The following is a 15995-nucleotide window of genomic DNA, read 5'->3' as shown; positions in this document are numbered from 1 at the left end:
GGTGGCGACGCTTCTCGTACTTTCTGGCGGGCATCCCTACGAAGAAGAGCCTTTCGACGAGCTGATCCATGCGCTGGGGGATTGGGATGTGACACATCTCGTCCACCCCGAGGCCGAGCAAGCGGTTGCGGCAGGCGCGGCGGATAGCGCAGACGCGCTGCTGTTTTACGATATGGGCGGCTATGAATTCGCCGACGGCAAAGTCTCTGCCCGTGCGCCCAGCAAAGCCTATCGGGAGGCCATTATGCGCCGTTTCGCATCGGGCAAGGGCGCCGTGGCGATGCATCACGCGTTGGCGGGATGGGCCGAATGGCCGGAATGGCATCAGATGCTGGGCGGTCGGTTTCTTTACCAGCCGGGCGAATTCCGGGGCCAGAAGGTGCCCGATTCCGGCTATCGCCATGATGTCGTTTATGAAGCCGAGGTGGTGCTCGACCATCCGGTCACGCGCGGCGTCCCGGCACAATTCGATCTGGTCGACGAGCTCTATCTGGCGCAGGTCAACGAGAGCGACATTACCCCGCTGATCCGCGCCCGTCACGATTTCGCGGCGGAGAATTTTTATTCCGCTGCATCGGCCGTTGCGGGCCAGATGTTTAGCAATGATGGTTGGGATCATCCGCCCGGGTCGAACTGCGTTGGATGGGTCAGACAGGTGCAGGATGCACCGTTGGTCTATCTCCAATTCGGGGATGGCCCGGCGACCTATCGTGACCCCAGTGTCCGCAAGCTGCTCAGCAATGCGCTGGCATTTACAGGAGGAAATCCATGACTGCGCAGGCAACTGTCGAAGCCTTTATCGATCACTGGAACAGCGGCGATATGGAGGCGATGTATGATCTGTGTGCCGACAATGTGGTGTGGCACAATATTCCGATGGACCCGATCGTGGGAAAGGCTGCGATGCGCGAAGCCGTCGCAGGCTTTATGGCCAATGTGGACAGCTGCGCATGGATTACCCATGCGATAGCCGCCAATGGCGCCACCGTGTTGACCGAGCGGACCGACAATTTCACATTCACGAACGGCAATTCGGCCGGGATACGTGTGATGGGCACGTTCGAACTGGATCGCGATGGCAAGATCGCGCACTGGCGGGACTATTTCGACATGGCCGAGTTCCAGACCAGCTTCGCTGCAGCAGGCGTAGCTCCCTAACAAATTCACGCATCGCGCAGGCGGGCTCGGAAGGTCTAAGCTCCTCGCATAATTCTTGATGGGAGCGCGTGCCTTGAACAAGCCTGCCGAGCAATCGAACTTTTTCGCTCCGGAAACACTGACCGACCCGTTTGACTATTATGCCAAAGCGCATGCGGACGGGGTCGCGATCCAGCATTTTCCGGAGATGAACACGCATGTCGTGTTCACATACGAGCTCTGCAACGAGGTGAATACCAAGCCGGAATTGTTCTCGAATGATTTCAGCGCGCTGATGGGTGCGGAAGATGACGAGATCAAGGCGATTCTGGCTGAAGGTTGGGACAATCCGCCTACGCTGCTGACCGCCGATCATCCTGTCCACACGCGCAATCGCAAACTGGTCAATCTCGCTTTCTCCGCCCCGCGCGTGAACGCGATCGAAGAGGACATGCGGGCCAAATCGATCGAGCTGATCGAAGGCTTTGCCGACAAAGGCGAGTGTGAATTTGTCGGGGAATTCGCGATCCCGCTTCCGGTCGCGATGATCGCTCAGCAAATCGGGCTCGACAAGGATCCCAAACAGGTAAAGGCCTGGTCTGACGCTGCGGTTGACCGGTTCAGCCAGATGGTTGGCCGCGAGCGCGAACTGGAATGTGCGCGCAGCTTCGTCGAATACCAGAGATACATGAAGTCCAAGATTGATGAGCGCAGGGCCAATGGCGGCGATGATCTGCTGACCGATCTGGTCGAGGCCCGGGTCGAAGGCGAAACGCCCCTGACCGACGAGGAAATCATGTCGATCATGCAGCAATTCATGGTTGCCGGGAACGAGACAACCACCTCGACGCTGGCTGGCGGATTGCTGCAACTGATCCGCAACCCGGACCAGATGGCCAAAGCGGTTGCTGCTGCAGGTGGCAATGATCCCAAGTTGATCATGAACCTGGTGGAAGAGGCGCTGCGCTACGAAACACCAACTGCGGGTATGTGGCGTCTGGTCAGGGAAGACACCGAGCTTGGCGGCGTATCGATTGCCAAAGGCACAATGCTGCAACTTCGCTATGCTGCGGCCAATCGCGACCCGCGCAAGTTCGAGGACCCTGACAAGTTCGATATCGAACGACAGAATGCCCGCGCCCATGTCGCGTTCGGCAAGGGGCCGCATATGTGCGTCGGCAATATGCTGAGCCGCAAAGAGATGTTTGTTGCTTTTGATGAGCTTTTGAGCCGCCTGACCAATTTCCAGGTCGCGGATGAAGGCGGCATCGCGATCCTGCCCAACATCCTGCTGCGCGGGATCACGCGCCTTCCGATCACCTTCGAGAAAATCGCATGAATTTCGACCTGTCCGAAGAGCAGGAGCTGTTCAAAGCTACGGTCGAGCGTTTTGTCGCGCCGGTTGATACCGAATTCCGCCGCCAGCTTCGCAGCAAGCCCAATGGATATGACGCAGCGCGCTGGCAAGAGCTTGCCGAACTGGGCCTGATTGCGTTGGTCGCGAGCGAGGACGAAGGCGGGATGGGTGGCTCACCGGTCGATCTTGCCCTGGTCGGTGAGGCTCTGGGCAAGGGCAGCGCTCCCGATCCCTGGCTCGAAAACGGTGTGCTGCCGGCGCGAATACTGGCCGCTGCGGGGCAATCGAGCGCACTCGAGGCGCTGCTCTCGGGCGAGCGCGTGACAGCCTGCGCGCTGGCCGAAAGGCGCCAGCGTTACAATTTGCGGGCCCGGGGCATGACGGCGAAACAGGATGGCGATGGGTTCGCTTTGACCGGTGAAAAGACGCTGGTCTTGGGCGGAGCGATGGCCGATGCGCTGATTGTGTCGGCAGAGCATGATGGCGACACATGGCTGTTCCTGCTGGATGCCGATGCATCGGGCGTCGAGCGGCGCAATTACGTGATCGCCGATGGCAGCGTCGCGAGCGAGCTGCGCTGCACCAATGCTGTTGCGGCCAAGCTCGATCTGGATCTCGCCGGACTGGAACCGATTATCGACGACATTCGCTTGCTGGCCGCGGCCGAGATGCTCGGCCTCGGGCAACGCCTCCTCGACGATACAGTTGCTTACGTGAAAGAGCGGGAGCAATTTGGCGTGGCGATAGGAAGCTTCCAGGCTCTCCAGCACCGCTTGGTGGAATGCTACGCCGCCGTCGAACAGGCGCGTTCGATGTTGTATCGCGCAGCCTTGGGCCATCACGAAGATGCAGCCGGATGGCGCAAGTCTTGCGCCGGAGCCAAAGCCTTTATCGGGGAGCAGGTTGATCGCGTTGCGCGCGAGGCCGTGCAGATGCATGGCGGCATGGGCGTGACCGACGAACTGGCCATCGGCCACGCGATGAAGCGCGTCCTCCTTCTCAACAAGCTGTTCGGTGACCCGGGCGCTGTTCTGGTCGACTACGCAGAGGCAGCATGAGCGATTTGACACCTATCGACACGGCGCTGTGGAGCGATGATGCCCAGCCGCATCTAATGGGCGGCAGGCTACCATCTGGCGAGATCGTATTCCCGATGCCGCAGGGCGATGCGGCTCGCGATGTCGAGCCCTACAAGTTGTCGCGTCACGGCAAGCTGTGGTCATGGACCAGCCAGGATTTCCGCCCGAAGGAACCCTATGAAGGGCCGGGCGAGGGGCCGCATGATTTCCAGCCCTTCCTGATCGGCTATGTTGAACTGCCGGGCGAAGTGATTGTCGAGAGCCGGATTGTCGATGCACAACTGGAAGACTTGCGGCTGGGCATGCCGATGACCTTCTGCATCGTCCCCTTCAACGATCAGCACACCACCTTTGCCTTCCGCCCTGATGCGGATGCAGGAGAAACCGCAGCATGAGCGACAATGTCTATATTATCGGCGCCGGGATCCACCCGTTCGGGCGGACCGAGGAACGCTCGGGCCGGGAGCAGGGTGTCTTCGCCGTCCGGCAGGCTTTGCAGGATGCCGGGCTCGACTGGCCCGATATCGAATGCGCCTATGGCGGTTCGGCAGCGGCAGGTAGCGCTGACATCATGGTCAACGAGCTGGGCCTGACCAGCCTGCCTTTCACCAATGTGGCCAATGGCTGTGCCACCGGCGGCAGCGCGCTGGTATCGGCGCAACAGGCGATTGCCAGCGGGATGTATGATCTGGCCCTGGCCGTTGGGTTCGACAAGCATCCGCGCGGGGCTTTCAACGCCAAGCCATCGGATTACGGTTTGCCCGAATGGTATGGCCAGACCGGAATGATGCTAACTACACAATTCTTCGCGCTCAAGATTCAGCGGTACATGCAATTGCACGGGATCAGCCGAGAGGCGCTGGGCCGCGTCGCCGAAAAGGCGTTTCGCAATGGAGCGAAGACGCCCCATGCCTGGCGGCGCAGCGAGATCGATCTGGACACGATCATGAACGCCCCGATGATCAATGATCCGCTGACGAAGTACATGTTCTGTGCCCCGGCGGAAGGCGGCGTCGCGCTGATCCTGGCATCGGAAAAGAAGATGAAGGAACTGGGCGCGGATGGTGTCAAGATTGCCAATATCGCCGTGCGGACACGGCCGCCTGACAGTTTCGAAGTGTTTCAGGCCGGCGTCAGTGTGAAGGATGGCGGCAAGCCGACTATCCTCGCTTCGCAAGCTGCCTTCGAAGGTGCGGGCATTGGCCCCGAAGACATCGAAGTCGCGCAATTGCAGGACACTGAAAGCGGCGCTGAAATCATGCACATGGCCGAGAACGGGTTTTGCAAGGACGGTGATCAGGAACAATGGCTGTCCGAAGGCTGGTCGGAAATTGGCGGCAAGATGCCGATTAATACCGATGGCGGATGCATCGCTTGCGGAGAACCGATCGGAGCATCAGGCCTGCGTCAGGTTTACGAGAATGTCGAACAATTGCGTGGACGGGCAGGCGAGCGCCAAGTGCCAACCATGCCCAAGACTGGCTACAGCCATGTCTATGGCGCACCGGGCCTGAGCGCCGTCGCGATCCTGCAAAGATAGGGAACACATATGGGCCGCATGGACGGAAAAGTCGCACTGGTTACGGGCGGAGCCGAAGGGATCGGCGCGACAGTCGGGCGCAAGATGGTCGAAGAAGGCGGCAGCGTGATGCTGTGCGATATCCAGATCGACAAGGCGCAGGCGCTGGCTGATGAATTGGGGGATCGCGCCCAGGCCTTCCAGCTTGATGTGCGCGATCTCGATCAGTGGAACGCCGCCGTCAAAGCGACGGTCGACAGCTTCGGCAAGATTACAACCCTGTGCAATATTGCCGGCATTTCCGAACCGGGCAATGTCGTCGATGTCGATCTCGACAGTTGGCAGCGAACCATCGATATCAATCTGGTCGGCCCGTTCTACGGATGCCGGGCGGCCTTGCCGGCGATGGAGGCAACGGGGGAACCTTGCTCTATCGTCAATATCGGTTCGATGATCGCTATCCGCCCCGCCGCTTTCGTCGCCGCCTACAGCGCGTCCAAGGCGGGGCTGGTCGGCCTGACACGCTCGGTTGCGCTTGATTGTGCGGAGCGCGGCGTGCCGGTACGCGCGAACATGGTGCATCCCGGCGCGATCCGCACACCGATGTATGACCGCTATAAATATTCGGGCATGGATACGCCGGAGAATATCGAGACCAACTTTGCCGCAACCCACCCGATGAACCGGATCGGCGAGCCGGACGAAGTTGCGAAGGCAGTCCTGTTTCTGGCCAGTGACGATGCCAGCTTCACGACCGGTGTCGACTTTACGGTCGATGGCGGTGGGTCGATCAGAAGTTAAGGGGAAACGCCATGGGTGACCAACCAACGACACGGATCGACGCACATTTCATTGCTGCCGGCAAGTATCACGATATCGACTACCCGCGGCTGGAGCTGCTCAAGCTGTTGGCCGAGCATCCGCATATCCGCACCACGGTTGGTTGCGACTATTCCGGGCTGGAACGGCTCGACCAATGCCGGTTCCTGATCACCTATACCTGTGATCTGATGCCGACGAAGGAACAGGCGCAGCAATTGCGTGCCTGGGTTGAAGGCGGCGGCAAATGGCTGGCACTGCACGGGACCAATTCGATCCTCGTTTTCACTGAAAGCGGGCTGGTCGATACGCCCAATGACCGCCCCGACATGATGGAAATGCTGGGCACCCAGTTCAAAGCGCATCCGCCAATCGGTCCGTTTCCGGTCGAGGTCGTCAACAAGGATCACGAATTCACACGCGGGATCGAGGATTTCGAAGTGGTCGACGAGCTCTATCTGTCGCACACGACAGCCAAGATCGAGACGCTGATGCAAACCACGTTCGAAGGCGAGGCGACCGGTTTCGTCGAGGAGAAATGGGACAAGACTGCGGTCCCGATCCTTTACACCCGTGACATGGGCAAGGGGCGGATCGTGTACAACACGTTGGGCCATTGCCGCGGGCATTATGATCTGCCGGGCATGGCCGATTTCTATCCGCACAAGGAAATGTGCGCGTGGAATTACGATGTCTATTATGACCTGCTGAGGCGCTCCATCGCCTGGGCAATGCGCGAGGGGGACTGACCTCATGGATATGGAATTCTCGCCAGAGGACCTGGCATTTCGCGAAGAAGTGCGGAGCTTCCTGAAAGAGGAACTCCCTGAAAGCCTGCGCGATGGCGCGCGGCGAACACCAGGCGTTTTTGTCGAGCCGGATATCGGGCTCGAATGGCATCGCATCCTCTATGAAAAAGGCTGGGTCGCCTATCATTGGCCCAAGGAGGATGGCGGCACTGGATGGTCGCCGACGCAGAAGTTCATCTTCGAAAAGGAGTGTGCTCTGGCCGGCGCGCCGGGACTGTCGATCCTCGGCTTGCGGCTGGTCGGCCCCGTCATCTGCGCTTTCGGCACGCCCGAGCAAAAGGCGCGTTTCCTGCCCGGCATTCTCTCCGGGACCGATTACTGGTGCCAGGGCTATTCCGAGCCCGGTTCCGGATCTGATCTGGCATCACTCAAAACCAGTGCGCGTGTCGAGGGTGACGAGTATGTCGTCAACGGGTCCAAGATCTGGACCACCCATGCCCACCATGCCAATTGGATTTTTGCGCTGGTGCGGACCAATACCGAAGTGAAAAAGCAGGCCGGGATCACTTTCCTCCTTCTGCCGATGGACCAGCCCGGGATCGAGATTTCGCCAATCCTGTCCATGTCCGGCGATCACGAGGTCAACCAGGTTTTCTTCAGCGATGCGAAGACAAGCGTCGACAACCGGATCGGTGAGGAAGGGCAGGGCTGGTCGATTGCCAAGTTCCTGCTCGAGAATGAACGCGGCGGTTCGTGTTTTGCGCCCAAGCTGCTGCAGACAATCGAAGAACTGGAACACCTCTCACAAGAGCAGCCTTCTGGCGTCAATGGCGCCATCGCGCATGATCCGCGCTTCCGCGACCGGCTTGCCCGCGCCAAGCTGGAGGCGGAGGCGCTGGAAGTGACCGAGCTGCGCATTCTGGCCGAATTGGCGAAAGGTCGCTCGCCCGGTCCGCAAACATCGCTGACCAAGCTGTTGGGGGCCAATATCGGCCAGGAAGTAGATACTCTCCGCCTCGAATTGCTGGGCTATGACGCCCTGCAATTGCCGATGGACCGCCCGCTTTATGGCAACGAAGCGCCGGAACCGGTGGGGAGCCCGCTCGCCCAGATCGCGATGGGTAAGTACCTCAACAATCGCGCGTCCACCATTTTTGGCGGGTCGAACGAGGTCCAGAAAAACATCATCGCCAAGACCGTGCTCGGGCTCTGAAAATTTCCTGAACTGCGCCTGTTGGCGCAATGATCGATACCTGTGACGTTGCGTCAAGCGCACGAATCGTTTGTGCATCCCGCAAAAATCGTGGATACCTATGCACATGAGGGCAGAGGTAGTTGAATTCCCGCGACAGCGGATCGGCTCGTCGGTGTCAAAGGTTCTGGAAACAGTGACCGTTCGCAGCACCGAGGATATTCACGATGCAGCTGTTGCGCTGGCAGAACTGGCTCGCGAACGCGGGTTCAGGGTCAGCACGTGCGATGACATTTCGTCCAAGGAGCCGATGATTGATGCCGATGGCACGATCATCAACGGAGACATCTTCGGCTGGCTGGATGATGGTATGCGGTGGTGGGAAGACCATCGCCTTGCGCTGCATTCACCCTTGCCACGGGCCTGTCGCTACGAGAGCGAGCCGTTCTGGGTCAATGCCGATGGCTTCCACACCATGTGGGCCAACAGCTATCTCGACGAAATCGACCTGCGCGATTTTGAAAAGCGATCCTTGTGCAAGGCAGCCATCGTTGTTCCAATCCATCTGCCATTCGCGCAGATCTCGGCCAACAGTTTCATATCCGAAGATCTGGACAAGACGGACCTTTCGCAGGATTTCGCTCTGCATGGCGAATTGCTGTCAGCGGCTGTCAGGCGTTTTGTTGCAGGCTACGTCCAGGCGCATCGTGCTAAGCGGCGTATTCCCAGCGATTGCGTCTTGTCCAAGCGCGAAGTCGAGTGCTTGCGCTGGGCTGCGATCGGCAAGACGGACATGGAAATCAGTATGATACTGGAGCGTAGCCATGCGACGATCCGCTATCATATCCATCGTGCGGGCGAAAAACTGAACGCCGTCAACCGGGCGCAGGCGATCTTCAAGGCCGGCCAGCTGGGTTATCTCGGCGCAAGCGAATAGCGGCTAACCCGCTCCGAGCGAGCGGATTGGATCTTTTCCGTCCCAGCCGATGCCGGTCTGTTTGATCATCCCGAACAAATCATGGGTTCCGGGCTGGGTTTGCAGCATTTCGACCACGTGGCCCGGGCCTCCACCCGGATCGGCATAGATCACCGCGCCTTCGTCGCCCACTTTGCCCTCGACCAGGATTTTCGCGCCATGTTTCTCGCAGGCTGCGTAAGCATCTGCGATATCGTCGAGCAGCAGGCAGGTATGGTGCAATCGATCCCGCACCCCGTAGTCACCTGAAAGGTGCGAAGGCGCGTCGTTTTCCGGCCGGATCAGTTCGATTTGCATGTCGCCCCAATAGGCCAGCGCCAGTGTGAAGACGGCTTCGGTCGGTTCCCCGCAATAGCGCATATCGTCGAGCGCGATGCTCTCCATCAGGAAAAACGGCCCCACGCCCATGGTCTGAGTCCAATGCCGGATGGCGGCATCAAAGTCGCTCGGGACGAAGGCCAGCTGCATGACAGGGCCCAGGGCGGATATGCTGTTCGCGACGGCCATTTTTGCCTCACTCCTCACAGTTACGCTAGGATAACTCATGGCCACGTTGTGGCATGAAATGCGTAATCGAAACTGCGCAATGTGAGAGGGTTCTTTTCGATGAACGAGAGCACCAAGGTCGTCCGCGATGATCGCTGCCCCGGTATGGACTATACCGAGATGCTGGAAGGCGATACCCGCACACCGCCCGATTACCTGTTCGAAGAGACGATCGCCGACATGGGGACCGAGGCTCTCTCGACCGAGTCCTATGTCAGCGAAGAGTTCGCGCGGCTGGAGCGGGAGAGGCTGTGGCCCAATGTCTGGCTGTTCGCGGCGCGCGTCGATGAAATGCCTGATCCTGGCGATACGGTCGTGTTCGAGATCAATGATCGCAGCTACCTGCTGGTCCGCCAACAAGACGGGACGGTGAAGGCGTTTTACAATGCCTGCCTGCATCGCGGGCGCAAGCTGCGCACCAAATCCGGTACCACCACCCAGCTCAAATGCCCGTTCCATGGTTTTGCCTGGAAGAATGATGGCAGCCTGAAAGAAATCCCCTGCGCATGGGATTTCAAGCATCTCGAAGAGAAGGATATGAGCCTGCCCGAAGTCCGGGTGGAAGAATGGCATGGTTTCATCATGATCACGGAGAATGATGACCTGCCCGATTTTGCCGAATGGCTCGGCCCGGCGGCCAGCCATTATGAGCGGTATGATTTCGAGAACCGATTTACTGGCATGTGGATCGCGAAGCGGATTCCGGCCAACTGGAAAGCAACGGCGGAAGCTTTCATGGAGGCGTGGCATTCGATCACCACGCACCCGCAACTGTTGCCATTCCTGGGGGATGCAAACAGTCGCTACGATCATATCGGTGACCATTTCAATCGCGCGATCACACCGTCCGGTGTCCTGAGTCCGCACCTCTACGGGAAAGACCAGAACTATGTTCTGGAGAAAATGAACGAGTTCTCCGGTGGCGCCGATGCAAGCACCAATCGCCGCTTTGCTGCGGGCGATGGCGGTGACGAGTTTGATGCCGACGATCCGTTGATGGCGCGTAAAGTGCTGGCAGAGGCCGGGCGTAAAGGCTTCACCGAGCAATACGGCTATGACTATTCCGAAGCGTCTGATGCCGAGATCCTCGATAATTTCACTTACAATATCTTCCCCAATTTCAGCCCGTGGATCGGATATCTGCCGACGCTGGTCTATCGCTGGCTGCCGGGCGATACGCCCGATTGGTGCGTGATGGAAATCCGGCTGCTGTTCCCGACACCGAAGGGCGAGGATCGGCCGCGCGCTGTCGAGCGGACCTATATACCCGACGATGAGCCCTTTGCCTGGGCGGCGGACAAGATGGGCCCGCAGCTGGCAAATGTGTTCGATCAGGACATGGCCAATTTGCCGCATGTCCAGACCGGGATGAAGGCGATGAAGGACGGTATGCTGGAACTGGGCAAGTACCAGGACAGCCGGGTCCGGCATTTCCAGACCACGCTGATGAAATATATCAACGGCGAATTGCCGGCCTGAGGTGGGCTTTTCGTTTGACCTCACTGGGCGCACGGCGATCGTCACTGGCGCATCCTCGGGACTGGGAGCTCGCTTCGGTCAGCTGCTTGCTCAATCGGGTGCCAATGTGGCCCTCGCGGCTCGGCGCAAGGATCGGCTCGACACGCTGGCTGGCGAGCTTGGCGCGCGGGCAACGGCGATCCAAATGGATGTCGCGCGCGAGGCGGACGTCATTGCCGGCTATGACGCGGCCGAAGCCGCCTTCGGCACCGTCGATACGATCGTGGCCAATGCCGGGATCGACGGGGCCGGGATGGCCACCGATATGCCCGAAGACGAAATCGAGCGGACGCTGAACGTCAATCTGAAAGGGGCGCTACTGACGGCCCGCGAGGGTGCCAAGCGACTGATGGCGGCGGGACAGACCAATGGCAGGATTGTAATGATCGCCTCGATCACGGCGTTTCAACCCTCGCCCGGCCTGGCGGCCTATTCGGCAAGCAAAGCAGGCGTGGTGCAGTTGGGGCGGACCCTGGCGCGCGAATGGGCACGGCGCGGAATGTGCGTCAACACGATCTCGCCCGGCTATATCCGCACCGATATCAATGCCGATTGGTTCGATACCGATATGGGCAAGAAACAGGTCAAACGCTTCCCGAAACAGCGCCTGATGGGGCAGGAAGGGCTCGATGCGATGCTGCTCTTCCTGTGCTCCGATGCTGCGGAATTCGTGACCGGCACGGACTTCGTGCTGGATGACGGGCAGACGCTGTAGCTGCTCTGGCCTAGCCCGGCAGGCCTGCACTCCAATCCATGGATTTGGCCCAATCGAGATGGGTTGTCGGCTCCATCCCGAGCAAGTCCCGCGCGTGCGCCGGATCGGCCAACAGCGGTGATGTCGGCTGCGCATTGTACCACGCGTAGAACTTGGCCATCCCGTCATAGATGCTGAGCGGCTGGACCTCGCGCGAACCCGTAACGAGTTCGCTCATCCGTGCGGCAAATTCCTCTGGTGCGAGGCTCTGGAAACGGACTGGTTTGCCAATCGCTTCGGACAGATTCGCGGCAACCTCGTCACCGACCAGAGCTTGCGGCCCTCCAAGCGGCACATGCTGGCCATCGGCTGCATCGGTTTGCAAGGCACGCGTCATGGCCTGGGCGACATCGTCCAGGCAGACCCAATTGATCTTCAGGTCAGGCTTGGCCGGATAAGCAAACACCCCTTCGCGCATGATCAGCGGTCGGGTCCAGATCCGGTACTGGTTGTCCATGAACACGGTCGGCTCGATGAAGACGCACGGGATGCCGGTCGCTTCCAGTGCCGCCTCGATATCGCGTCGTCCATCATGGGCTGACAGATCCAGATCATGATCCGCTACAAAACAGGCGGTATTGAAAACGATCTTCTTCAGTCCGGCGCGCTGCGCCCCTTCTGCGATGACCCGACCAAATCCTGCTGCCTTTTCCCGATCGAATTCAAACGGCAAATGGAACGCTGCTGCGTCCTGCCCGGTAAATGCCGTCGCCATCGCATCGGGATCGGTAATGTCGGCATGGATAGTCGGCAGATCCGGGAAGGGCGTATCAGCCAGCGCATTCCGTCGTCGCACGCCGGCAGTGACGTGGAAGCCGGCCTTGCGCAGCGACTGCACCAAGGGCTGGCCCTGGTCGGCAGGCGCACCAAGCACACAGATTTTCTCGATTGTCATCGGGCGTCAGGCTTTCCCGGCGATTTCCGCCGCATCGAAATAATGGATGCGCAATTCATGCAACAGCCCGTCTTTGAACCGGCCAGCTTCGCAGACGGTTTGCTGGAATGGCGCGCCACCCTTTTTCGATGTCATGGTGAGGGTCAGGACAACCACCGCCCATTCGTCTCCGCCGGTAATGTCATGGATATCGACCGAGGCTGCTTCCCAAGTGCCATACATTGCCGCAGCGCAGCGTTGCAGAGCATCCTTGCCCGTCCATTGCCCGCCAAAGGGAAGCGATTCCCCTTCGTGGAGGATGAAATCGGGATGGATCAGGGCCTCGACCCCGTCCCAGTCGCGGGCGCCAGCCTTGGCATAGACCTGACTCAGCAGCTCGCGCGGTGTGCTCATCCGGCCCGCCTCAGGCAATCGTGCCGACGAGGTCGCCGACTTTGTAGACAGCGCCCTCGTCACCGGTGGGATGGATCGTACCGCTGGCTTGCGCCTGTACCTCGACAGTCGTCTTGTCGGTTTCCACGGTATAGATCACATCGCCGGTCGAGACCGCTTCGCCATCGCCGAACATCCACTCGGTCAGGGTGACTTCCTGCGCGCTCATGCCCAGTTTGGGAATGCGGATTTCATTCGCCATCGGTCAGGCTTTCCCCACGCTGGCCTTGATCTGGCCGGCCAGATCGCTTTTCTGCGGAATCCACGCCTGTTCCAGCACTGTGGCGAAGGGCACGGCAGAAAATGTGCCCCCGATGCGGCGCACCGGCCCTTTGAGCGAGTCCCAGCATTTCTCCTGTATGTTGGCAGCAATTTCGGCACCGGTGCCGAAGGGCCGCACAGCCTCGTGCAGGGTGATCGCGCGGCCGGTCTTGCGCACCGAAGCCAGCACGGTTTCCTCGTCATACGGCGCGATCGTCCGCAGATCGATCACTTCGACAGAGATGCCTTCCTTGTCGAGCTCACCCGCGACTTCGAGCGCATCGAGAACGGTCCGACCATAAGTCACCAGCGTGATGTCGCTGCCTTCCTTGGCAATCGCTGCTTTGCCCAAAGGCACGCGATAGCCTGGGCCGGGATCTTCGGATTTGAGCCCGTAACACAGGATGTTTTCGATAAAGATGACCGGATCATTGGCATCGATGGAGGCCCGCATCAGCCCGCGCGCATCGGCCGCGTTGCTGGGCGTGACCACGTGAATGCCGGCGACATGGGCGAACCATGCTTCCAGCATATCGGAGTGCTGCCCGCCAAAGCCGACACCCACGCCCGTAGTTGTGCGCAGCACCATCGGGCAGGGCGTTTGCCCGCCCGACATAAAGCGCAGCTTGGCGGCGTGGTTGACGATCTGGTCCATGCACACGCCGACGAAATTCATCAGCATGATTTCACAGATCGGACGTTGCCCGGCCAGTGCAGCACCCACGGCAGCACCGACGATCGCGGTTTCCGAAATCGGCGTCGCGCGAATGCGGTTCTCGCCATATTTCTCGGTCAGGCCGGAGGTGACTTTGAACACGCCGCCGCCTTGCTTGGCCGCAACATCTTCGCCCAGGCAGAAGACGCCGTCATCCTCGGCCATGGCTTCATCGATGGCCTTGTTGAGGGCCTCGGTCATGGTGATTTCAGCCATTACGCGGTCTCCTCAAGAACATCTTTGTAGATTTCATCGGTGCTCGGCAGGTCGGCGGCCAGCGCATGTTCGACCGCGCCATCGATTTCGGCGTCGATATCGGCCACGATCTTGTCGAGCTCTTCTTCGGTAAACTGGTGCTCCAGCATCACCTTGCGCAGTTTGGGCAGCGGATCTTCGCGCTGCATTTCTTCCAGATGCTCGGGCGGCATGTAGGAGAAATCGGAACCGAAGAAGTGGCCCATCATGCGGTAACACATGGCCTCGACCAGCACCGGACCCTTGCCGGAGCGGGCATGAGCGACAGCTTCTTCCATTGCCGGGTAGATCTGGTTCACATCGTTGCCGTCAACCTTGATCCCCTTCATGCCATAGCCGGATGCGCGGCTGGAAATGTCGGGGCTGTCGGTATGGTCGGCATAGGCGGTATGCTCGCCATAGCGGTTGTTCTGGCACAGGAAGATGATCGGCAGCTTGTACAGCTGGGCCATGTTCATTGCTTCGTGGAAGCCTCCAATATTGGCCGCGCCATCGCCGAAGCTGACCAGTGTGACCCGGCCATCACCGTTGTTTTGGCTCGCCATGGCCAGGCCATTCGCAATCGGCAGGCCCGAACCGACCACGCCGGTGGTGACCATGATCCCGGTGTCGGGATCGGTGATGTGCATGGTGCCGCCTTTGCCCTTGCAGGTGCCGGTATCCTTGCCGAGGCATTCGCCCCACCATTTCTCGATCGGAATACCCTTGGCGGTTTGCTCGCCCTGGCCGCGATAGGTGCACACGACGTAATCGTCCTGCTCCAGCGCTGCCATCGCAGCGGCGGAGACCAGCTCCTGCCCGCGCACGCAGTAATACATTACAGCGACTTTGCCTTCCATCAGCAGGGCGCGGAACTTCTCGTCCGTGCGGTTCACCTTCATGGTGCGGGTGTAGATATCGAGCAGCTTCTCGCGGTCGATGTCAGCCATAAGTGGCCCTTTCGCTTAGGGGGTTACGGGTCAGGATCAGAACTGGACGCGCTGGGTAAAGCCGCCATCGATCACGACATTGGCTCCGGTCATGTACGGACAGGCAGGGCTGGCCACGAAGACCACCGCCTTGGCCACTTCCTCCGGCTCGCCGAACCGGCCCATCGGCATTTTTGCCAGCGTGCCTTCGTAAAGCGGCGGAACAGCGTCCTTGATCACTTCCCAGTTGCCGCCGGGATAATAGATCGCGCCGGGCGACACGCAGTTCACACGGATGCCTTGCGGCGCGAGTGCCTGGCTCAGCTGCGATCCATGGGTGATCAGCGCGGCCTTGAGCGCGTTGAAAGCTTGCGGCGCGACAAAGGTTTCAAGCGCTGCAGTGGACGACATCAGCACGATCGAGCCGCTATCGGACGCTTCCAGATGCGGGGTCAGCACTTCGATGGCGTTGACTGCGCCCATGATGTCCATGTCGAGGCCCTGCTGCCAGTCGCCTGTGCCACCGGTGCCCGAAGAGCTCGCCATGTGGACAAAGATATCGCAGCCGCCCAGCGCGTCAGCGGCATCGCCGATCCACTTCTTGTAGGCGTCTGCACCATCGGCCATATCGAACACTTCACCATGGACCTTGCCCGGGCCGGCCGCATCGATTTCTTTCTTGGCCGCTTCGATCTTGTCGTCCTTGCGGCTGAAGAAAGCGACATCCGCGCCTTCTGCCGCAAAATGCCGGAGTGAGGCGAGCCCCAGCCCGTGCGCGCCGCCATTCATGATGACTTTCTTGCCTGCCAGTCCGAGATCCATGGTTCCTGCTCCTTCGTCGGTGAATTTCTGTCGTGACTCGGCGGGTACTCCATCGGCACCA

General features: G+C 59.9%; 19 protein-coding genes. 12 read left to right on the top strand and 7 right to left on the bottom strand.

Annotation, left to right across the window (positions count from 1 at the left end):
- The first annotated feature begins 1 nt into the window (after window position 1).
- The 10 genes from ABD653_RS05710 to ABD653_RS05665 all read left to right on the top strand — a co-directional run bounded on the left by ABD653_RS05710 (window position 2) and on the right by ABD653_RS05665 (window position 8789).
- On the top strand, window positions 2–772 hold the full coding sequence (locus ABD653_RS05710) for a ThuA domain-containing protein (RefSeq protein ID WP_160777794.1): 771 nt from the start codon (window positions 2–4) through the stop codon (window positions 770–772).
- On the top strand, window positions 769–1158 hold the full coding sequence (locus ABD653_RS05705) for a nuclear transport factor 2 family protein (protein ID WP_160777793.1): 390 nt from the start codon (window positions 769–771) through the stop codon (window positions 1156–1158). Before ABD653_RS05710 ends, ABD653_RS05705 begins: the two co-directional genes overlap by 4 nt.
- Window positions 1159–1231: 73 nt before the next feature.
- Complete coding sequence (locus ABD653_RS05700; protein ID WP_160777792.1) at window positions 1232–2476, top strand: cytochrome P450; 1245 nt, start codon at window positions 1232–1234, stop codon at window positions 2474–2476.
- Window positions 2473–3552, top strand: a complete 1080-nt coding sequence (locus ABD653_RS05695) for an acyl-CoA dehydrogenase family protein (RefSeq protein ID WP_160777791.1) — start codon at window positions 2473–2475, stop codon at window positions 3550–3552. The genes ABD653_RS05700 and ABD653_RS05695 overlap by 4 nt, the downstream gene beginning before the upstream one ends.
- Complete coding sequence (locus tag ABD653_RS05690) at window positions 3549–3968, top strand: Zn-ribbon domain-containing OB-fold protein (protein WP_160777790.1); 420 nt, start codon at window positions 3549–3551, stop codon at window positions 3966–3968. The genes ABD653_RS05695 and ABD653_RS05690 overlap by 4 nt, the downstream gene beginning before the upstream one ends.
- Window positions 3965–5113, top strand: coding sequence for a thiolase family protein (locus tag ABD653_RS05685; protein WP_160777789.1), 1149 nt, complete (start codon window positions 3965–3967; stop codon window positions 5111–5113). The genes ABD653_RS05690 and ABD653_RS05685 overlap by 4 nt, the downstream gene beginning before the upstream one ends.
- Before the next feature lie 9 nt (window positions 5114–5122).
- Window positions 5123–5893 (top strand): SDR family NAD(P)-dependent oxidoreductase, encoded by a 771-nt coding sequence (locus ABD653_RS05680; protein WP_234032097.1) that lies wholly within the window; start codon window positions 5123–5125, stop codon window positions 5891–5893.
- An 11-nt stretch (window positions 5894–5904) separates the two neighbouring features.
- Complete coding sequence (locus ABD653_RS05675) at window positions 5905–6660, top strand: ThuA domain-containing protein (RefSeq protein ID WP_160777788.1); 756 nt, start codon at window positions 5905–5907, stop codon at window positions 6658–6660.
- 4 nt (window positions 6661–6664) lie between these two features.
- Window positions 6665–7873, top strand: a complete 1209-nt coding sequence (locus ABD653_RS05670; RefSeq protein WP_160777787.1) for an acyl-CoA dehydrogenase family protein — start codon at window positions 6665–6667, stop codon at window positions 7871–7873.
- A gap of 106 nt (window positions 7874–7979) precedes the next feature.
- Window positions 7980–8789 (top strand): helix-turn-helix transcriptional regulator, encoded by an 810-nt coding sequence (locus tag ABD653_RS05665; protein WP_160777786.1) that lies wholly within the window; start codon window positions 7980–7982, stop codon window positions 8787–8789.
- A 3-nt stretch (window positions 8790–8792) separates the two neighbouring features.
- Here the strand turns inward: ABD653_RS05665 and ABD653_RS05660 are convergent, their stop codons facing one another.
- Window positions 8793–9335, bottom strand: coding sequence for a VOC family protein (locus ABD653_RS05660; protein WP_160777785.1), 543 nt, complete (start codon window positions 9333–9335; stop codon window positions 8793–8795).
- 99 nt (window positions 9336–9434) lie between these two features.
- On the opposite strand from ABD653_RS05660, the gene ABD653_RS05655 reads away from it, so the two are divergent.
- Entirely contained in the window at window positions 9435–10853 is a 1419-nt protein-coding gene (locus ABD653_RS05655; RefSeq protein WP_160777784.1) for an aromatic ring-hydroxylating oxygenase subunit alpha, read from the top strand.
- A gap of 1 nt (window position 10854) precedes the next feature.
- A complete protein-coding gene (locus tag ABD653_RS05650; RefSeq protein WP_160777783.1) occupies window positions 10855–11607 on the top strand; it encodes an SDR family NAD(P)-dependent oxidoreductase in 753 nt (250 codons plus the stop codon).
- Window positions 11608–11617: 10 nt separating this feature from the next.
- On the opposite strand, the gene ABD653_RS05645 is transcribed toward ABD653_RS05650, so the two are convergent.
- From ABD653_RS05645 to ABD653_RS05620, 6 genes are read right to left on the bottom strand one after another with little or no spacing between them, the layout of a single operon-like run.
- Complete coding sequence (locus ABD653_RS05645) at window positions 11618–12541, bottom strand: SDR family oxidoreductase (RefSeq protein WP_160777782.1); 924 nt, start codon at window positions 12539–12541, stop codon at window positions 11618–11620.
- A 6-nt stretch (window positions 12542–12547) separates the two neighbouring features.
- Window positions 12548–12934, bottom strand: a complete 387-nt coding sequence (locus ABD653_RS05640; protein WP_160777781.1) for a nuclear transport factor 2 family protein — start codon at window positions 12932–12934, stop codon at window positions 12548–12550.
- A gap of 10 nt (window positions 12935–12944) precedes the next feature.
- A complete protein-coding gene (locus ABD653_RS05635) occupies window positions 12945–13175 on the bottom strand; it encodes a biotin/lipoyl-containing protein (protein ID WP_160777780.1) in 231 nt (76 codons plus the stop codon).
- A gap of 3 nt (window positions 13176–13178) precedes the next feature.
- Window positions 13179–14165, bottom strand: coding sequence for an alpha-ketoacid dehydrogenase subunit beta (locus ABD653_RS05630; RefSeq protein ID WP_160777779.1), 987 nt, complete (start codon window positions 14163–14165; stop codon window positions 13179–13181).
- Window positions 14165–15133 carry a thiamine pyrophosphate-dependent dehydrogenase E1 component subunit alpha gene (locus tag ABD653_RS05625; protein WP_160777778.1) on the bottom strand — a complete coding sequence of 323 codons (969 nt, stop codon included), beginning with the start codon at window positions 15131–15133 and terminating at the stop codon, window positions 14165–14167. The genes ABD653_RS05630 and ABD653_RS05625 overlap by 1 nt, the downstream gene beginning before the upstream one ends.
- A gap of 36 nt (window positions 15134–15169) precedes the next feature.
- The gene (locus ABD653_RS05620; RefSeq protein ID WP_160777777.1) at window positions 15170–15934 is read right to left on the bottom strand and encodes an SDR family NAD(P)-dependent oxidoreductase; all 765 of its coding nucleotides are present in this window, start codon (window positions 15932–15934) and stop codon (window positions 15170–15172) included.
- Window positions 15935–15995: the final 61 nt, after the last annotated feature.

The organism is Parerythrobacter jejuensis, assembly GCF_039536765.1.
Lineage (GTDB): Bacteria > Pseudomonadota > Alphaproteobacteria > Sphingomonadales > Sphingomonadaceae > Parerythrobacter > Parerythrobacter jejuensis.
The sequence above is the reverse complement of the archived record's forward strand: the minus strand, read 5'-3'. Positions and strand labels throughout refer to the sequence as shown.

Excerpts from the sequence above, each read along its gene's own strand:
- ABD653_RS05635 (WP_160777780.1), bottom strand. The coding sequence starts at position 13,175 with ATGGCGAATGAAATCCGCATTCCCAAACTGGGCATGAGCGCGCAGGAA.
- ABD653_RS05625 (WP_160777778.1), bottom strand. The coding sequence starts at position 15,133 with ATGGCTGACATCGACCGCGAGAAGCTGCTCGATATCTACACCCGCACC.
- ABD653_RS05665 (WP_160777786.1), top strand. The coding sequence starts at position 7,980 with ATGAGGGCAGAGGTAGTTGAATTCCCGCGACAGCGGATCGGCTCGTCG.
- ABD653_RS05685 (WP_160777789.1), top strand. The coding sequence starts at position 3,965 with ATGAGCGACAATGTCTATATTATCGGCGCCGGGATCCACCCGTTCGGG.
- ABD653_RS05620 (WP_160777777.1), bottom strand. The coding sequence starts at position 15,934 with ATGGATCTCGGACTGGCAGGCAAGAAAGTCATCATGAATGGCGGCGCG.
- ABD653_RS05655 (WP_160777784.1), top strand. The coding sequence starts at position 9,435 with ATGAACGAGAGCACCAAGGTCGTCCGCGATGATCGCTGCCCCGGTATG.
- ABD653_RS05640 (WP_160777781.1), bottom strand. The coding sequence starts at position 12,934 with ATGAGCACACCGCGCGAGCTGCTGAGTCAGGTCTATGCCAAGGCTGGC.
- ABD653_RS05675 (WP_160777788.1), top strand. The coding sequence starts at position 5,905 with ATGGGTGACCAACCAACGACACGGATCGACGCACATTTCATTGCTGCC.
- ABD653_RS05705 (WP_160777793.1), top strand. The coding sequence starts at position 769 with ATGACTGCGCAGGCAACTGTCGAAGCCTTTATCGATCACTGGAACAGC.
- ABD653_RS05690 (WP_160777790.1), top strand. The coding sequence starts at position 3,549 with ATGAGCGATTTGACACCTATCGACACGGCGCTGTGGAGCGATGATGCC.
- ABD653_RS05680 (WP_234032097.1), top strand. The coding sequence starts at position 5,123 with ATGGGCCGCATGGACGGAAAAGTCGCACTGGTTACGGGCGGAGCCGAA.
- ABD653_RS05645 (WP_160777782.1), bottom strand. The coding sequence starts at position 12,541 with ATGACAATCGAGAAAATCTGTGTGCTTGGTGCGCCTGCCGACCAGGGC.
- ABD653_RS05660 (WP_160777785.1), bottom strand. The coding sequence starts at position 9,335 with ATGGCCGTCGCGAACAGCATATCCGCCCTGGGCCCTGTCATGCAGCTG.
- ABD653_RS05670 (WP_160777787.1), top strand. The coding sequence starts at position 6,665 with ATGGATATGGAATTCTCGCCAGAGGACCTGGCATTTCGCGAAGAAGTG.
- ABD653_RS05695 (WP_160777791.1), top strand. The coding sequence starts at position 2,473 with ATGAATTTCGACCTGTCCGAAGAGCAGGAGCTGTTCAAAGCTACGGTC.
- ABD653_RS05630 (WP_160777779.1), bottom strand. The coding sequence starts at position 14,165 with ATGGCTGAAATCACCATGACCGAGGCCCTCAACAAGGCCATCGATGAA.